Source organism: Fervidicoccus sp. (genome assembly GCF_049967375.1).
GTDB classification, from domain to species: Archaea; Thermoproteota; Thermoprotei_A; order Sulfolobales; family Fervidicoccaceae; genus Fervidicoccus; species Fervidicoccus fontis.
In genome coordinates this window covers 15,320-32,758 of sequence record NZ_JBMFSV010000012.1, presented here as the reverse complement: position 1 = coordinate 32,758, position 17,439 = coordinate 15,320, and the positions used below count along the sequence as shown (strand labels likewise).

Below are 17,439 nucleotides of genomic sequence, written 5' to 3'. Positions count from 1 at the left end.
TAGCGGGGCGTCAAGAAGCGCAATTTTCGCATTTTCTACTCTCTTAGGCATCCCTGGATGGACTACTTCTTTATCTATGACTACTCCATCTATAAGCATTGTATCTAAGAGGCTTCCACCATATTTCTTGATGATTTGTATTGAATCTAGATCAACAAAATAGCTGTCTCCCCTCTTTTCAGCAACTCTTGTTGCAGCTTCAACTGCAATTTCTGCCAGCTTATCTCTTGAACCTTGTACGGCCTTGCTGTATAAGCTTGTCGTCGCAATTTTCTTTAGAATTTCTTTGTTATTAATGTCAATAGGCTCGCTGATTTCTTTGATTATTTTTTCTGCTTCTTCAGCCGCTTTTTTATATCCAGATACTATTACAGTAGGATGTATCCCCTTATCAAGCAAATCTTCTGACTGCCTTAACAGCTCTCCCGCTAAAATAACCGCTGTTTTTGTTCCATCTCCTACCTCTTCATCTTGTCCTTTAGCAATCTGGACCATCATTTTTGCTCCAGGATGTTGGATGTCCATCTTATCTAGAATGGTGGCACCATCGTTAGTTATGGTGATGTCTCCAAGGCTATCGACGAGCATTTTATCCATTCCCTTAGGACCATATGTGGTTCTTAATGCCTCGCTGATTGCTTTAACTGCCATTATATTGTTTCTAAGGGCATCCCTTCCTGCAGTTCTTTGTGTCCCTTCTTTTAAAATTAATACAGGAATTCCTGTAGGTTCAACTGACATTCATGTCACCTCAAGATGAATGAAGCTTTATTAAACTTCAAAAGTTTCTATATAGATAATTCAAAGATAGATTTTTTATCACTTCTATATAAACTTTTCGCAATTTTACACCATCTTTTATGGAACTTTTTAAAATTTTTAGACATAGCATTAAATATACCAGAAGGCTCTATGTAGCAAAAATAATGTTTAATAAATTAATTGCAAAAAATATTTAAAAATTTTGTTAAATAACTTTTACTTTTCTAAACTAATTCATGGATAGTTTATTTTTAAAAGATATTTAAACTATAGATTCTTCTTAATTAAAAATATTTATGAAAAAAAATTTATATATAGCTATATTAAATTTTATTTATAATTATAGTATTTTTTCTTAAAATAAACTCTTGGAATAGCATTCTTAGAGGAATGATTTATGTATATGTATGAATTAACCCAAACGCAGCGAGAAGTTTTACTAGCACTGATAAAGCTGTACGAACAAAATAACAGACTTGTTAAGAGTATAGAGATCGCTCAACAAATAGGAAAAGATGAAGGTACGGTAAGGAACATAATATCAAGCTTGAGAAGTCTGGGACTGTTAGAAAGTAAAACTGGACCAAGTGGGGGATACATGCCCACTTTAAAGGCAAAAGAGCTTATAAAAAGCTATGGAATTGTAACATATGGGTCTTTAAGAATAAAGAAAAATGGAAATGAAACTAACGTAACAGCATATTCTATAGAAATAATGGATGTATTAAACCCTGCGGGTGCAAAGGCCATTCTCAAAGCTAATGGAAATTTGGATGAACTTAAAGAAGGAGATATTATACGTCTTGGACCTACAGATTATAATAGATTACTCATAGATGGAGAAATTCAGCATATTGATAGATCAACGGGACAAATAGCAATATTGATAAAAAGGCTTGTCAGTATTCCGAGGGAAAATGTTGGCGAAGTTGCCACGAAAAATCTAGTTACTTTAACTTCTCAGATGCCATTGAGAGAGGCCTCTTCTTTGCTTTTTAGAGAAAAAATAAGAGGAGCGCCAGTCATAGAAAATGAGCGGATAGTGGGAATAATAACAACTACAGATATAGCAAAAGCTTATAGTGAGGGCAATGTTAAAGCTAAGGTAGAAGACTACATGAGAAAGCATGTAGTAACAATCAGGGAAGATGAAGATATTATGGACGCTGTAAGAATAATGGAATTGCATGGCGTTGGAAGGCTGATAGTTGTTAATGCTGTTGGTGAGCCTAAAGGGATAGTAACAAGGACTGATATACTTAAGAGAATTAGCGCTTTAGGAACATAAGCATATTTTGATTTTCTACTTGATTTATATATAGATTAATTTTTACGTAAAAAACATGAATAAATAAAATATATACTAAATAATTATAAATAACATTATTTTATTTAATAAATGTGGGAAAAATGTCTTTTAAGAACAGAACTTCTATAGTAACTGGGTCTGCAATGGGAATTGGAAAAGGAATAGCACAAAAACTGGCATCATTAGGCTCAAACTTAATTCTTTTTGATATCTCAGATAAGATTTTTGAAACTGCAAAAGAAATTGAACATCTAGAAGTTGAAGTTTTGCCATTTAAAGGAGATGTTACAAACAAAGAAGATGTTGAGAGATCAGTTGAAGAAGGTATTAGTAAGTTTGGAAAAATTGATATATTAGTTAACAATGCTGGGATATATCCTAGCAAACCCTTCATTGAGATGACAGAATCTGATTGGGATAGGGTATTAAATATAAACTTAAAAAGCATGTTCCTATTTTCAAAAGCAGTTTTGCCGAATATGATGAAAAATTCCTATGGAAGAATTGTAAACATATCTTCAATAGCCGCAATTGTGGGATTTCCAGGTCTAATTCATTACAGCGCAAGCAAAGGAGGAGTCGTCGGGTTTACAAAAGCATTGGCTTTAGAAGTAGCAAAATTCGGAATAACAGTAAATGCAATTGCACCAGGTCCTATAGAAACCTCTGGGACAAAAGTAGATGAACAGACGGCAGAAATATATAAGAGATTGATTCCAGTAGGGAGAATGGGAAAACCTGAAGATATTGCAAATGCAGTCGCATTCCTTGCTTCCGAAGAATCTCAATTTATTACTGGACATTTGCTAGTAGTCGACGGTGGCTATACTATTCAGTAAATTTTTTATTTTTCAGTACGAATCGGCCTTTCTTCATTGCAGTTATCTGCTCAAATAAAGACCCGGATTCGCTCATCATCAAAAAATTCTTACATATATGGCTCTTTTCCTGCACGTGAAGCCGCGATTTCTTCAAGCTTCTTTATTTCTTCTTCTATCATTTTTCCTTCCTCTATAAGCTTGGAATTATCAATACTTAAGCTGAACAGCTTGTTTAAGGCTTCAATAGCTGTTGCAGCAGCTGCAGGATCAGGGGTCTCTGCATTTGCATATGGAAGTAGAACTATCGCAGGCACTTTCAAGAGCTCAGAATACATGAGTTGCAATGCAAGAGGTCCGATTATTAGCAGACCTTTTTCAAGTTCTTCTGCATCAATGCTTTCACCACGATAATAGGAGTTCTTTAGCCACCTCATTTTTTCATCTTCTTTGTTTTTAAATTTTTTATCGAGTCCTCCGATTAAAACTAATGGAGAAATTCCATATTTTGCTGCAAATTTTGTTATTTCATATACGTATTCATCTCTTATTCTCTCGTCAGGAATTTCCCTAGTGACAAAAACAACAAGCTTATTCTCTTTGCTTGCAAAGATTTCGAACGGATATGCTATACCGTAATCATCTCTATAAACATACTCTGGGTGGTACTTTGTCGTTATAATGCCTATTCTTTCCATTTTTAATGAATTTACGAGATGTAATGCGGATATGATACCTACTGCACCGAACCCTTTAAAGCCAGAAACGCCTCTAAATCCTTTCCCTATTACCCCTCTTTTTATAATATGTAAACCGATTCTGTCAACCAAAGCTATATTTCACCTTTTTCTTTTTATTAAAGCTACTTTTCCCCTCTTTATCTTTTTTATCTCTTCATGACACAAAAGAGCCTTCCCTAAAGCTAAAAGCTCTCCATTTTCATTTACAATAAAAACTTCATCGCCATCTCTTATATCATTTGTGCTCCATGCTACAGCAGGAGCTAATAATGTCTTTTTAGTATAATTTTCAAATACCTCTGTAATAACTGCGATCCTTTTTGTCTCTTTTGGTATGCTTGGAAATATTAGGCTAGCTCCGTACATACTTAAAGAAAATAGCCCTATTTTAGGATTGAAGTATAAGGCTTCTTCTCCGTTTATATATACAGTTCTTATTCTTCCGGTAGAATACCTGCTTACTTCAATGCTATTGTTACTTTTGAATATAGACTCTACAGCTTCTTTACCAAATTGGTATGCTATTACACTTTTTAGTTGAATCAGTTCAAATTTACTTGGCTTTTCTCTTTTTATTCGCATAGATGTTTCCCTTATAAAGTTATAAATGTTATAAAGTTAATATTTGATATCTTAAACTTAATTGGTGGTATTAAGTATAAGATGTAAAGGAAAGAAGAAGAAAGAAGAGAAAAAGCAATAAGCTATCTAATTATTTTATCGAGGAATTTGGAATCGACTTGATATAGGTGATAAAATAGTAATAAAACCCTTAAAACAATTAACCAATTTTTTAAGTCTTATGTAATAATGATCACATTTAATCTTCTACGAATATAATTCCCAATCGATCATAGCTACTTATTAGTGTATGCTGCCCATTTGGACTTATCTCATACCTCTAGTAATAAAAATGTAATAGCTAAATAAAAGCTAAACAAAAAACAGCTTTTTAAAAAGATTAATGGGGAAGCAATGAATTAAAGAGCTATAAGGTTTTTAGTGGGCCCGCGGGGATTTGAACCCCGGACCACGGGGATATTCGCCAGTGTTCCCCGGTCCCGAGTCGGGTGGCAATAAAGCCATACCCCGCATCCTACCAAGCTAGACTACGGGCCCTATAAAAAAACTTTCTATTTTAAGCTTTTATATTTTTTTGACTATTATCTAAAAATATTTTTATTTGTAATATTAAATTATATCAGGGGATTTTTAATTGATCTCTGATTTTATAATAGAAAGGATTTCCAAAGAAATTGCTGGCGAAATTGCATGGAGTGAAAATCCTGGAGAAGCAATGAAGAAATGGAGAAGAATCTTTAATGTGACTCAGCTTGAAATATCAAAGAAAATGGGGGTATTTTCTAGCGTTCTTAGCGATTACGAAAAGGGTAGAAGATCACCTGGCAGTAAGTTCATAAGGAAATTTGTGATTTCTCTTCTCGAAATAGATGAAAAAAGGGGATGGATTACGGTCAAAGAGCTTGCGAGAAATTTAAGATTACCCGCTACTGCCCTTTTAGATATAAGGGAATTTACTAAGGAAGTCACACTAGAGAAAGTAGTTGAGGCTATAAATGGAGAAGTATTGTATGGAAAAGATGAATTGAACAAATATATATATGGCTATACGGTTTTGGATAGCATAGCTACTATAGAAACCCTGTCAGGTTACGAGTTTTTAACAATAATGGGTCTAACTACAGAAAGAGCGCTGATCTTTACGAATGTAGGTACGGGGAGGTCCCCAATGGTCGCTGTAAAAGTTTCTTTCTTGAAGCCAAGAGCAGTAGTAGTTCACGGTCCAAAAGTTGTAGATCCGCTTGCAATTAAACTTGCACAAAGCGATGGGATTCCATTCATTCTTTCAAGAGCTCCTGACGTAAATACTTTGATTAAAAACCTTAAAAGCTTACAAGGATAGACGTTGAGGTTAAATTTGTTATATCTTAAGAAATTGAAAATATATTTATTGTTTTGTTAAAATTTCTTATAGTTAATAATAATTTATGGTTTACTGATTTAAAAAGATAAAGGGGGCTAACCTTGAAAAATTTAGAACAATTACTTCTCATTAACAAACTTCGCGAAAGCGAAAATATAAGAGAATATAATGATAGAGAATACAATGAAGAATTTGAAATACCTCTATTGATAAAGAAAAATCAAGGATCTTCTACTGTTCTATTTAGAGCGTCTCGAACACCTTTTCCAATAATCTCAAATTTATTTGAAACAAGGGAGAAGTTTTTAAAAGTTTTTGGCTTTAAAAATTTAGAGGATTTCTATAGACTAGTGACTGATTTGAAGCCTGAAAAAGATCCATATGTAGAGTTTGATTTTGACAAATATTATGAAAAGAGTAATTATGGATTGAGTAAGCTAGGCGCACTGAAATATTATGAGAAAGACGGAGGCTTTTATTTCACTTCAACGATTTTCATTGCAAAAACCGAATTGTCATATAATGCAAGTATTCATAGAACGATGGTAATCGATGACTACAGCGCAGTTGCTAGGATAGTGCCAAGGCACTTGTATAGAATAATTGAAAATAACAAATCGCTTGGAAAGGATACAAAGGTCACAATATTGCTTGGGGCTCACCCAATTATTGAGCTGGTTTCATCAATTTCGCCTCCATACAACCAATTCGAATTTGAGCTTATTCCGAATCTTTTAGGAAAGAAACTTCCGATAGTAAAAAGTCCATTGTGGAATAACCCAGTTCCTCTTGGAACATCGATAATAATTGAAGCTACTATAACTAACGAAATGGTAAATGAGGGGCCTTTTGTCGACATAATGGGTACCTATGACAGGATAAGGAAGCAACCTCTAATAAAAATCAATGGAATATACACATTGAAAGAAAAACCGATAGCTGTTCATGCGATACTTCCAGGAGGGGGAGAGCATCAGCTATTAATGGGGATAACAAAAGAAGCGCAAATATATAAAGCTGTAAGTCTCGTTGTTCCTAAGGTGCATAAAGTTAGGTTAACTCAAGCTGGAGGAGGATGGCTTCATGCCGCTATATCAATTGATAAAAATCACGATGGAGATGGAAAAAATGCTATACTGGCTGCTTTTGGTGCTCATCCAAGCTTGAAACACGTAGTTGTTGTAGATGGCGATGTGGATATAGATGATCCTAACATGATAGAATGGGCTATCGCAACAAGATTTCAAGCAGATAGAGGATTAATAGTTGTAAAAAATGCCAGAGGTTCAACGCTTGATCCAAGTGCAAATGATGGAATTTCTGCAAAAATGGGAATCGATGCTACAAAGCCTTTAAATGGTTCATTTATATTCGAGAGAGCGAAAATTCCAGGTGAAATGTAAATGTTTTTGACTAAAGAGGAAGAAAGCATACTAAATGGCGCGCATGGAGAAATAAAAGCTTTGGCTCTAAAGACTATTATAAAAATTGGTGAATCATTGAATGCAGAAAGACTTGTAGATGTCTCCCACGTTCACGCTTCAGGTCTTTCTTACTTAACCATAGGAGATGCCGGATTAGTATTTATCGAAAGCGTAGTATCAAAGAATGCAAAGGTCAAGGTCTTTTCTACATTAAACCCCGTGGGAATGGATCTGGATGATTGGAAAAAAATGGGAATAAGTGAAGATTTCGCAGAAAAGCAAAAAAGAATAGTTGAACTTGTTCTAAAGTTAGGGTTTGACCCTACATTTACATGTACCCCTTATCTTATAAGAAAGCCGTTTCCGGGAGAACATTTGGCATGGGGAGAAAGCTCAGCTGTAGGGATGGCAAATACGTACTATGGTGCTTATACGAATAGAGAAGGAGGTCCAATTACAATACTGAGCGCTATTGTTGGAAAAATTTATGAAGCTGGTTTGCATTTAAAGGAGAACAGGGTTCCAACGGTCGAAATTATCATAGATGGAGAGATAGATCTAACAGATCCTTCTATTAGTGGGGCTTTAGGAATTATTGTAGGAGAAAAAATAAAGAGCGGTATTCCTTTGTTTAAGAGAAATAGACTGACTAGTTTTGAAGCTATAAAATCTTATACTGCGGCGGTTGGTGCGAATGGAGATATAGCTATGAGCGTAATAGATAGGATTACACCAGAATATAAGGATCTCATTAAAAAGGCTGGAGAATTGGAGAAGGTACACATAGATGCAAATGAATTAAAAGAGATTGTTAAGGACAGTATTGATTATATACCTGATGTTGTTTTAATGGGTTGCCCTCACGCAGATCTTGAAGAAATTCTGAATTTTTCTATACAGATAAAGGACTGTAAAAAAATCAATGTACCAGTGATCATATCGACATCAAGATATGTTTTAAATAAGTTAAACGAGATGGGGCTACTCCAGCAACTTGAAGAAAAAGGAGTTATTTTTATCAAAGATACATGCCCGGTCGTATCTCCTTTTGTTAGTTTGAAGTTTAAAAATATAGTAACGGTAAGTGGAAAGAGCTTATTCTATCTTCCAAGAATGCATGATGTCAAAGTAGCAATTGTGCCTTTCAATAAAGTGGGTGAAGTAGTATGCAGGAAAAAGTGAGAATAAGAGTTAAAATTCTAAACGAGGGAGACGCTGAAGGAGAAATAGTTGCATATAACTTTCCGATATCTTTTTTAGGGGAAGTAAACGCGAAAAATGGAGAGATAATTTTTAAAGACAAGAAAATAAGCATTAAAGACAAAATCTTGATATTTCCGAATACAAGGGGAAGCACAGTTGGGAGCTATGTTATTTATGCTCTAAAGTATTACAACAACGCACCTAAAGCAATTATAGTTGAAAAAGCTGAGCCTATACTTATTGCAGGATGCGTATTGTCAGGTATACCTTTGGCTGAGGATTTAGAGGGAAACTTACTAAAAGAAGCAAAAAAGTATAGCAAGGCTAAGCTAGATAGTAAGGAAGGCATTTTATTTTTATACTGATTTTATTAATTTTTGTTTTTTTAAATTTTTTATGTAATAAAAAAAATAAATACCAGTTGGTGTGAATTTTTTAAGTAGAAGTGTTACCAGGTGTTAAATCTTGCATATACCTGACGGATATCTGACTGAAAGTGTATGGATAACATGTTATGTAATATCTCTTCCAATAATTATTTTTCTTATATAAGATTGAGATCTAAGCTAAAAAAAGAAGAGCTTTCTACGTCTTTTTTTGCTGTTATTACCGCTGCGGTTTTTGCTCTTCAAATGGTTAATTATCCTTTAGGACCTGGGGGTACTACTGCACACCTTATAGGAACCCCCCTTCTTTCTATAATCTTCGGACCTGAAGCTGGGATAGTTGGTCTCTCAATTGTCCTCTTAATTCAAGCATTATTATTTGGAGATGGTGGTATAACTACTTATGGAGCTAATACGCTCAATATGGCAGTTACCGCATCGGTAGTTTCATTTTTTTCGTATGTCCTTCTAAGAAAGTTATATAAAAACGAGAAAGGAAGAATAGTAGCAGGCGCTATTTCGGGTTGGCTGGGAATAGTTTCTGCCGCATTTATGTGCGGCTTGGAACTTGGACTGTCTAAGAGCACTTTTGGCTATGGTCTCTCTGTGACTATACCTGTAATGGTGATTTCTCATGCCATATTAGGAATAGTTGAGGGGCTTGTGACGGGTTTTGCGATATATGCTATAGGTAAGTATAGACCCGATCTTCTAAAGAGGTGATACATATGAAAAAAAGCACAATAATAATTCTTCTCATATCAATAATAGCAATACTTTTAGGATCAACAATATTTTCTTATTCTTATGAACCTCTTGACAAAGTAGCAGAGGAATTGAACCTCACTTCAAAAAGCATCATACAATCACCATTTCCTGAATATACAGTTCCAGGAATATCCGAATGGATCGGAGGCATTATATCGGGCATAGTTGGAATGGCAATGATATTTCTTATTCTAATGGTATTATTGAAGCTAGGTAAGTGAAATATGGAAGCACTAAAGAAATTAAGCGAGTTTATTGAAAAAAGTTATTTGGCGGATTATCACAAAATAAATAGATTTTTTAGCGAAGCAGATGCTGCTCTTATTTCTCTAGTGACACCAATTCTTGTTGTATTGTCCAAAGACATAAGATTTTCACTTGTTATAATCTTTTCTTCTTTTCTTGTAGCCTTTTTAATGAAAGAAAGCTTATTGAGGCAACTAAAAAATACGCTGTTTTTCATTCCACTATTTTCTTTAGCAGTTGCAGTGCCTAGGTATTTTATTGATCCTTCTTTTGGGATATACGGATTACTTGAGTTCTTTTTTAAAGTATGGGCTGCTCTTTCGTTTCCAACTCTTATGGCGAGATGTTATGGGGTAGAAAGATTGGCATCTGGGTTTGCATCAATTGGCATCCCCTCAGGGTTTTCATCTCTTTTAGCTTTAACTTCAATTGATGCATTAATATCTACAAGAATGTTATGGAATTCCGTCTTAATGTTACAGTCAAGAGGAGGGTTGAAAGTTTCTCTAAAAGAAATTGGATATTTTGTCGGATTTCAATTCTTAAGAAGCTTTGAAAGAGGCGAGAGAATCAATTTGGCGTATTTATCAAGAGGAGGAATGGAAATTTCTCTCAGACGTAGTTCTTTAAGTATTAAGATTGTTCCTTTTATGTTAACAATTTTTATTCTTTTCATTATTTGCACCAAAATTTAAGAGGTAGTAAAAAGTGGATTTAATTGCAAAGCTTTTAAATGTAAGCTATGCTTATCCTGATGGAACCAAAGCTGTAAAAAATGTCAGCTTGGAATTAAGGAGAGGGAATGTAATATGCATAACAGGTCCCAACGGTTCAGGTAAAAGTACACTGTTGATGATACTTGCGGCATTGATCTTCCCGCAAGAAGGAGAAGTCTACTTATTTGAAAAAAATAGACAAGAAAAACGCATCTGAAGTTAGGAAAAAAATAGGTTTTTTATTTCAAAATCCAGATGATATGTTGTTTAATCCCAGCGTGATTGAGGAAATTTCATTTGGGTTGATTGCGAAAGGGGTAAATAGAGAAATTTCTAACAACTTAGCTTTGGAAGAAATGAAAAAGCTTAAAATAGAAAATCTTGCTTATAAAGTTCCTCATAGGTTAAGTTTTGGACAAAGAAGGCTCGTTTCGCTTGCATCTATATTGGTGACAGATCCTTCCTTATTATTATTAGATGAGCCTACAAGCAACCTTGATGAAAAAAATAGAGAGCTTATTATAGAAAGGTTAATGGAGTTTTTTGGAAATAGAAAAGATGATTGGGGTGCAGCAATAGCAACTCATGACAATGAACTTATTTACATTTGTAATGAATTTTTCTACATGTCTGAAGGAGAATTATCTCGCATATAGCTATAAAAATAAGTGAAGCCGAGAATAAGAACAGCAAGTCTTGACATTTATGGCGGAGTAAACTTTTTATTTTGATGAATTTCTGGCATTCCTATCTTTTCCAAAAATGAAAGATGCATTCATGAAGAAATGCGAATAATTTGTTTCGATTTTTGACTGAGAGGAAGTTAGTTGATATATTAGGAAATTCTTTAAGTATAAGGCAGATACATTTCTTTTGCTTTATTCATTATATCTATAGCGACTTTTACGACCTCTTCTTTATTAGTAAAAAATTCTAAGAAGAGGAGCTTATCCTCATAACTTATTCTAACTAAATTCATTCTCCGATCTATACCAGAGATAAGTTCCAAGAGTTTGTTTGCATCCTTTCCACATGCATGATATTTTATCCCATTTATTAATATTATTTTACTATTTTCACAGAATTTTTTCTTTCTTTCTATAGCAGAAGGGGAAATCCTTAAATTTTCATTATACATTGCTTTAAAAATAAACTTATCAGACTTGCTTGTCAGCTTGGAGAATGGGTAGTATATTACGCTGTGTCTGGGCAGAAGAATTAAAACAGCCTCAGCTTTATTTAAATGATCTCTTTTTAATTCAAAAACAGCTTCAAATCCTACTAATGTTCCTAACATCTTGTATAGTTGATCTTTTGGATTTAATTTTTCCTGCAACTCTTTTGAAAAAGCCTTCATTTTGCTTATGTTAATTCTCTCTCCTCTGAAATAAAAAAATGGGGTTACTCCTCCAAGTATTATTATAACGATTAATGCTAGATCTGTAGAACTCAGTCCTAATATCATTTCGTCTAAAGCACCTCTATTTTCTCTATAACCTTCTCAATTTTTTCAATAGAGATGACCTCATAATTCATTTGAGGAACTAAAATGAGTCTTGCCTCAGGAAATTTTTCCTTCAAATAGTTGATAACACTCAACCCGTTCTCATCTTTTTTGTATTTATTTATTACTACTGAACTAATCTTTATTCCTCTATTTTTAAGTGAATTTGAAAGTCTTTCGAGATCAACGATTGGGAGCTTCTCTGTTGTTGTGACTCCTATAATTTTTGTAAAATCGCTATTCATAAAAAGCTTTTTATTTCTTTCAATTTCTTCTCTCATCTGAATCAATTCTTTTAGTATTTTGTCATCTATCGTAACTTTTTTCCCTGCTTTTACAGATTCAATTACCTCTTTAAGACCTGCAATTTTCGATCTCAAGTCTATTAAGTTATCTACCCAAACTCCCTGAACCCACGGCAACCCTATTAGCCTTGAAGTTATGCTAGTTGCTGGGGTATCGACAATGATATATTTATATTCGTCCACTTTTCTAACAAGAGACACTATATAGTGAAGCATTGCTTCTATTTCTATTCCAGGAGAGTCTTTGAGCGTGTCAAAATACTTATCAAGATTTAAAGCTGTAATATCTTTATAAGAGTTTTTAAGAAGATTTATTGATTTACTCAGATACTCTCTAATCAGCTCATCAATATCAGCTTCGTTTGCAATCAAATTTTCAGCGATTCTTTTTTCCCTGTGTTCTAATTTATAGCCTAATACATCTCCAAGGTGATGAGCGGGATCTATAGATGTGACAAAGGTAGGTAATTGCTTACTTGCATAGATCGAAAGTATGGCAGAAAAAGTAGTCTTGCCAACACCTCCTTTCCCTACAATCATAACTAAGCCTTTTTCTTTAGGTAAAATCTGAGAAAGGGTCATTTTAACTACCTTCTTAATCCTCAAAATTTATTGCATCTATAATATCACCTAATGTGTCATCCACTCTCCTTCCTTTATTTTGCAAGAACTTGAGCTCATCTAATGCCATTGGGAGTATCCTTATAGTTACTGAACTGGGAGGGGAGGGCATTCCTATCATTCCACCAAAAACTAAAAGCAGGAAAACTGAAAGGTATTCACTATACTCCTTTTCAATTGATTGAATGGCATTCATTTTTGAATATTCTGGCAAGAAATATTTGATAAAAGAAAAAAAATTTTTAATTTTATTTATTAGCTTTTCCACTTATTTGTCACCTCTTTCTCTTTTTTCTAGTGACATTGATAAACTCTAATATTAATAAAATGTCTAATATTAGCAGTATAGCTACCATAGTGCTCAGAGAAGCACCTAAGTAAATTGCAGTTCCATTTCCAGTTGCTAACCCTGTTTGTAATTTTGGAATTGCAACTTTAAACTCATACCAGAAAAGTGCAGATGTCACTGTTATCCATAAGAAGAACGCTGGAACAAATGCTAATAAAGATTGTTTGAGCGACCTTCTTAATTCGTAGTAGACATATGAAGATGTAGTTATAAGCGCTAGAGCCGCTAAAAGCTGATTAGCACCAGCGAATGCCGGATATACATAATTCAGAGCACCTGTATAAGCTAAGCTACCTCCTATTAACAGAGCGACAAGGGATCCTAGATATCTGTTTGAAAGAATCTTATGGGCGGTTGGTGCTCTTATTCTCAATGGTTCTACAATCTCATTCCATGTGAATCGTGCAATCCTGTTTGTGGTATCTAGAACGGCAAAATCAAATGTCGCAAACCACAGTCCTGCAAATAGAGTTCCTATAGCTAATGGTATATCGAATGCTTTATACCAAACAAAGCCGTAACTTCTGATAAACGATGGCAAGGTACTTGAAACCACATAATTATAAAGAACTGACTTGTTGGCCAATACTTGGTCTAGCGGTACATGGTTGTAATACGAATACGCAAAGGGGATCATAGTTGCCACCGATAGCGCAACAGTCATAGCAACAAGTCCCTCAGTAAGCATCCCTCCATATCCTATAGCTCGAGCATCTAGTTCTGAATTCAATTGTCTTGCTGTAGTTCCTGATGCAACTAGGCTGTGAAATCCTGACAATGCACCGCAAGCTATAACTAGAACTATCGTAGGATATACAGGTGATGGTTGTCCACCAACAACTTTCCACGTAAATGAAGATAGCGCATCCAACTGAATAGGTGTTCTTGCTAATATTAGACCAATAACTCCCAAAATTATTCCTCCCCACATAATGTATACATTGAGGAAATCTCTAGGTTGCAAGAAGTACCATAGTGGTAGCCATCCTGCCATCCATCCGTAGATCAATAAGATCGTTATCCATGCATTAAAGTTGTTAATTACCAATGGGAGTTTATAGCCGGCGTACATCGCTAACAATAAGAGAACAAGTCCTGTTACTACTGCATATGGTAGCTTGAAATTCAACTTGTATATTAAGACACCTACGAATATTGCAATTGGCATAAACCATAATATTGCTGTTGCTGTTGAGGGAGTTGACATAAATACTTGGACATCAAATATTACGAATGCTGCTATTACTAGTATTAATGCAAAAAGTATATACCATTGGAAGATATACTGAGCTCTTTTTGATAGAACTTGCCCGCTTACAAACGCAATAGTCTTTCCTTCGTGCCTTATAGATGCAATTAGGGCAAGATAATCATGTACAGCACCTAAGACAACGTTTGCTATTGCAATCCACAGTATCCCAGGAAGCCACCCCCAAGCCATTGCCATAGTTGGTCCTGCTATCGGTCCGGTCCCTGCAATAGCTCCTACATGATGCCCATAAAGGATGTACTTATTTGCAGGAACATAGTCTATTCCGTCAAAGTATTTATGTGCAGGAGTTATGTTTTCATCTTTTGCCTCAGCAATCCTCTTATGAAAATAACCTCCATAAAACTTATAGAAGAGAATATACCAAACTCCCAGTAATAGTAATATTAGCCACGCATATATTGTCATTTCTTCTCCCCTTTTTCAATTTCTTTCTTGGCACCGAGAATTTCAGTTCTAACTCTTGCGGCAACTTCTTTTGGTACCTCTCCTATCCAAAACCCTGGTCCAGCTATAAGAAATATTGTTCCTGCTACAAAGGTATATGCATCATCGCCTGCAATCATTCCGTTTTTCCAGTTTGCTAGGTATGAATAAAACATTAGTATTATTCCCAAAAAAGTTATTATCATTCCAGCTATTTGCTTCAAGTTCATTTCTCTAAGAACCTCTTTATTTGTATTTATTTTATATTTAAAAAGTATTTGTATTTAAATATATCTAACAAAAATATGTTAAAGTCATTATATTATAAAAGAATTATTAGTATATTTTTAAAATATAAAAAACATTTTTTATTATAATATTAATTTATGATATAATAAAAAAATGATGTATTAGAATTTGGTTTATTTATACCTATAGGGTAAAAACTTATGGAATATCATTTAATCTTTTTCTTTTAAAAACAAAAGAGAATAACAAGTATAAGTAAAGCAAAAAGTTTATAAACAGAAAAAACGCTCTAACCAATTAGAATTATGATATAATTGATAGATTTTGATTTAAGTCCTCGTCTTTAATTCTAGAGGATGTTTAGATGCAATATATAGAATTTTAGTTAGCTTTTGCATTATAAGATAAATTGCAAAGATGGATGAAAATGAGTACCGGAAAAAACAATATCAAAAGAATCTCATCTATTGCGAAGATAAGAGAATCCATTATCAACTTAGTCCCACCGCAAGCAATGATGACTTCTATAGAATTTGAAGGACCGGAAATTGCCATATATGTTAAAAACCCTGGAATCTTAATGGAGCAGATGGGCATAATAAGAGATATAGCTAAGACCATAAGGAAAAGAGTCGTAATAAGGACGGATCCATCAATAAGAAAGCCGGAAGAGGAGGCTAAAAAAATAATACTGGAAACCGTCCCAAAAGAAGCTGAAATAAAAGCTATAGAGTTTGATGACGTTCTTGGGGATGTTATAATAAAAGCCGAAAAGCCCGGTCTAGTTATTGGGAAAGGGGGCAATATAAGGAGAGAGCTTTTAGTAAAAACAGGATGGAGACCTACTGTTATAAGGGCGCCGCCCACCTCTTCGAAGATACTAGATAGCATATTAGGACAACTAATAGCAGAAAGCAATTACAGAAAAACGTTTCTTAGAAATATTGGAGAGAGAATACATAGAGACCTGCTTTTTAAAACGAACTCGATAAGAATTATTGCTCTCGGAGGATTTCAAGAAGTAGGAAGGAGCGCAATACTTGTAGAAACTAATGAAAGCAAAATTCTGCTAGATGCTGGAGTTAATCCCGGCTCTTCTAGCTTTCCATCAATAGCACCGAGATTTGATGTTGACGAGTTTAAAATAGAAGAGCTTGATGCCATTGTTATTACACATGCACATTTAGATCATGTAGGTATGTTGCCATTCCTCTTTAAATATGGGTACAATGGACCCGTATATATGACTAAAGCTACAAGAGATATAATGGTATTATCGCAACTGGACTTTCTAGATATAATGACGAAAGAAGGAAAAATACCTCCATATACTCAAAAAGAAGTGAAAAAAGCCGTACTTCATACAATACCTGTTGAATATGGTGATGTTACTGATATTGCACCGGATATCAGGCTAACTTTATATGACGCAGGGCACATATTGGGTTCGGCAATGGCTCATTTACACATAGGGAACGGTCTGCATAATATCGTGTATACAGGTGATTTTAAATATGCCCATACCAAGTTATTAAACAAAGCTACAGATAAGTTTCCGAGATTAGAAACGCTGATCATGGAAAGCACTTATGGTGAGACGAAGCAACCATCAAGAGCAGAGGCCGAAAGCAATCTCATTAATATAATAAGAAAAACTGTTCAGAGAGGAGGAAAAATATTAGTACCTGTTATGTCAGTTGGAAGAGGACAGGAAATAATGCTGATTCTTTCAGAAGCTTTTAGTAAAGGACAATTGCAGGACATACCCGTATACATAGAAGGTATGGTAACAGAAGTCACCGCGTTGCACACTCATTATCCAGAGCTTATGTCTCAATCAGTTGAGAAAGCTATACATCTAGGAGAAAATCCATTTATGAACAAAAACTTCGTGGTTGTTCAGAGCAAAGATAAAAGAAGTGAAGCATTAGAACCTGGCCCTTGCATTATTTTAGCTACAAGTGGAATGCTTAATGGAGGTCCAAGCGTTGAATATTTGAAAAGCTTGGCTGAGGATCCTAAAAACTCTCTAATATTTGTAAGTTATCAAGTTGAAGGAACCCTTGGAAGAAAAATAAAAGATGGTCAAAAAGAATTAACGTTTCTGAATCCTGATGGAAAAATAGAAACTATCAAAATCAATATGGAAATACATTCGATAGAGGGATTTAGCGGACATAGCGATAAAAATGAACTAATATCTTTCATAGAAAATATTGAGCCAAAACCTAAAAATATAATTTTAAACCACGGTGAGCTATCTGCAATAATGTCGCTTTATAATTCTATCGAGAAAAGAAAATATGCGAACAGAGCTTTAAGCGATATAAGGGTTATAGCTCCATCCATTCTTGATGCAATCGCTTTAATTTAAAAATTTCTTAAACGATCTACAGCT

At 34.5% G+C, this 17,439-nt stretch carries 18 protein-coding genes, 1 tRNA gene and 1 pseudogene; 11 read left to right on the top strand and 9 right to left on the bottom strand.

From position 1 onward, the window contains the following. Positions 1–741 (bottom strand): thermosome subunit beta (thsB, locus tag ACP5SL_RS03480; RefSeq protein WP_428228190.1); only part of this gene is annotated, 741 nt, incomplete at its 3' end. A gap of 424 nt (positions 742–1,165) precedes the next feature. On the opposite strand from thsB, the gene ACP5SL_RS03475 reads away from it, so the two are divergent. Together ACP5SL_RS03475 and ACP5SL_RS03470 are read left to right on the top strand one after the other, a co-directional pair. Then, on the top strand, positions 1,166–2,050 hold the full coding sequence (locus ACP5SL_RS03475; RefSeq protein ID WP_014558201.1) for a CBS domain-containing protein: 885 nt from the start codon (positions 1,166–1,168) through the stop codon (positions 2,048–2,050). Positions 2,051–2,172: 122 nt separating this feature from the next. Next, on the top strand, positions 2,173–2,910 hold the full coding sequence (locus tag ACP5SL_RS03470; RefSeq protein ID WP_148683693.1) for an SDR family NAD(P)-dependent oxidoreductase: 738 nt from the start codon (positions 2,173–2,175) through the stop codon (positions 2,908–2,910). 89 nt (positions 2,911–2,999) lie between these two features. Here ACP5SL_RS03470 and ACP5SL_RS03465 read toward each other — a convergent pair whose 3' ends face one another. The 3 genes from ACP5SL_RS03465 to ACP5SL_RS03455 form a co-directional block, all read right to left on the bottom strand. Then, positions 3,000–3,719, bottom strand: a complete 720-nt coding sequence (locus ACP5SL_RS03465) for a proteasome assembly chaperone family protein (protein WP_193803801.1) — start codon at positions 3,717–3,719, stop codon at positions 3,000–3,002. 9 nt (positions 3,720–3,728) lie between these two features. Beyond that, positions 3,729–4,211, bottom strand: a complete 483-nt coding sequence (locus ACP5SL_RS03460) for a PUA domain-containing protein (protein ID WP_014558204.1) — start codon at positions 4,209–4,211, stop codon at positions 3,729–3,731. A gap of 421 nt (positions 4,212–4,632) precedes the next feature. After that, positions 4,633–4,748 (bottom strand) — tRNA-Pro (locus ACP5SL_RS03455). A gap of 97 nt (positions 4,749–4,845) precedes the next feature. On the opposite strand from ACP5SL_RS03455, the gene ACP5SL_RS03450 reads away from it, so the two are divergent. The 8 genes and pseudogenes from ACP5SL_RS03450 to ACP5SL_RS03415 all read left to right on the top strand — a co-directional run. Beyond that, a complete protein-coding gene (locus ACP5SL_RS03450) occupies positions 4,846–5,553 on the top strand; it encodes a transcriptional regulator (RefSeq protein WP_193803800.1) in 708 nt (235 codons plus the stop codon). Between the two features lie 122 nt (positions 5,554–5,675). Beyond that, a complete protein-coding gene (locus ACP5SL_RS03445; RefSeq protein ID WP_014558206.1) occupies positions 5,676–6,977 on the top strand; it encodes a UbiD family decarboxylase in 1,302 nt (433 codons plus the stop codon). Further along, positions 6,978–8,180: an aconitase X catalytic domain-containing protein gene (locus tag ACP5SL_RS03440; protein ID WP_428228189.1), complete on the top strand. Its 1,203-nt coding sequence runs from the start codon at positions 6,978–6,980 to the stop codon at positions 8,178–8,180. It begins immediately after the preceding gene. Continuing rightward, positions 8,165–8,566, top strand: a complete 402-nt coding sequence (locus ACP5SL_RS03435) for an aconitase X swivel domain-containing protein (protein ID WP_148683695.1) — start codon at positions 8,165–8,167, stop codon at positions 8,564–8,566. The genes ACP5SL_RS03440 and ACP5SL_RS03435 overlap by 16 nt, the downstream gene beginning before the upstream one ends. 135 nt (positions 8,567–8,701) lie before the next feature. Further along, positions 8,702–9,310 (top strand): energy-coupling factor ABC transporter permease, encoded by a 609-nt coding sequence (locus tag ACP5SL_RS03430; RefSeq protein WP_428228188.1) that lies wholly within the window; start codon positions 8,702–8,704, stop codon positions 9,308–9,310. A gap of 5 nt (positions 9,311–9,315) precedes the next feature. Continuing rightward, positions 9,316–9,576 carry a PDGLE domain-containing protein gene (locus ACP5SL_RS03425; protein ID WP_272985421.1) on the top strand — a complete coding sequence of 87 codons (261 nt, stop codon included), beginning with the start codon at positions 9,316–9,318 and terminating at the stop codon, positions 9,574–9,576. A gap of 3 nt (positions 9,577–9,579) precedes the next feature. Then, positions 9,580–10,296, top strand: coding sequence for a hypothetical protein (locus ACP5SL_RS03420; protein ID WP_193803794.1), 717 nt, complete (start codon positions 9,580–9,582; stop codon positions 10,294–10,296). An 82-nt stretch (positions 10,297–10,378) separates the two neighbouring features. Continuing rightward, positions 10,379–10,973, top strand: a pseudogene (locus ACP5SL_RS03415) (energy-coupling factor ABC transporter ATP-binding protein); the annotation flags it as partial. A gap of 191 nt (positions 10,974–11,164) precedes the next feature. Here ACP5SL_RS03415 and ACP5SL_RS03410 read toward each other — a convergent pair. The 5 genes from ACP5SL_RS03410 to ACP5SL_RS03390 are packed head-to-tail and all read right to left on the bottom strand — an operon-like array spanning position 11,165 to position 15,022. Next, positions 11,165–11,782, bottom strand: a complete 618-nt coding sequence (locus ACP5SL_RS03410; RefSeq protein WP_193803790.1) for a hypothetical protein — start codon at positions 11,780–11,782, stop codon at positions 11,165–11,167. 5 nt (positions 11,783–11,787) lie between these two features. Then, positions 11,788–12,732 (bottom strand): ArsA family ATPase, encoded by a 945-nt coding sequence (locus ACP5SL_RS03405; RefSeq protein WP_148683697.1) that lies wholly within the window; start codon positions 12,730–12,732, stop codon positions 11,788–11,790. Continuing rightward, positions 12,722–13,015, bottom strand: coding sequence for a hypothetical protein (locus tag ACP5SL_RS03400; protein ID WP_014558215.1), 294 nt, complete (start codon positions 13,013–13,015; stop codon positions 12,722–12,724). Before ACP5SL_RS03400 ends, ACP5SL_RS03405 begins: the two co-directional genes overlap by 11 nt. Positions 13,016–13,022: 7 nt before the next feature. After that, a complete protein-coding gene (locus tag ACP5SL_RS03395; protein ID WP_428228187.1) occupies positions 13,023–14,774 on the bottom strand; it encodes a carbon starvation CstA family protein in 1,752 nt (583 codons plus the stop codon). Next, positions 14,771–15,022: a hypothetical protein gene (locus ACP5SL_RS03390; RefSeq protein ID WP_428228186.1), complete on the bottom strand. Its 252-nt coding sequence runs from the start codon at positions 15,020–15,022 to the stop codon at positions 14,771–14,773. Before ACP5SL_RS03390 ends, ACP5SL_RS03395 begins: the two co-directional genes overlap by 4 nt. A 446-nt stretch (positions 15,023–15,468) precedes the next feature. Between ACP5SL_RS03390 and ACP5SL_RS03385 the strand changes: the two genes are divergently transcribed. Continuing rightward, positions 15,469–17,415, top strand: coding sequence for a beta-CASP ribonuclease aCPSF1 (locus ACP5SL_RS03385; RefSeq protein WP_148683699.1), 1,947 nt, complete (start codon positions 15,469–15,471; stop codon positions 17,413–17,415). Positions 17,416–17,439 lie beyond the last annotated feature (24 nt).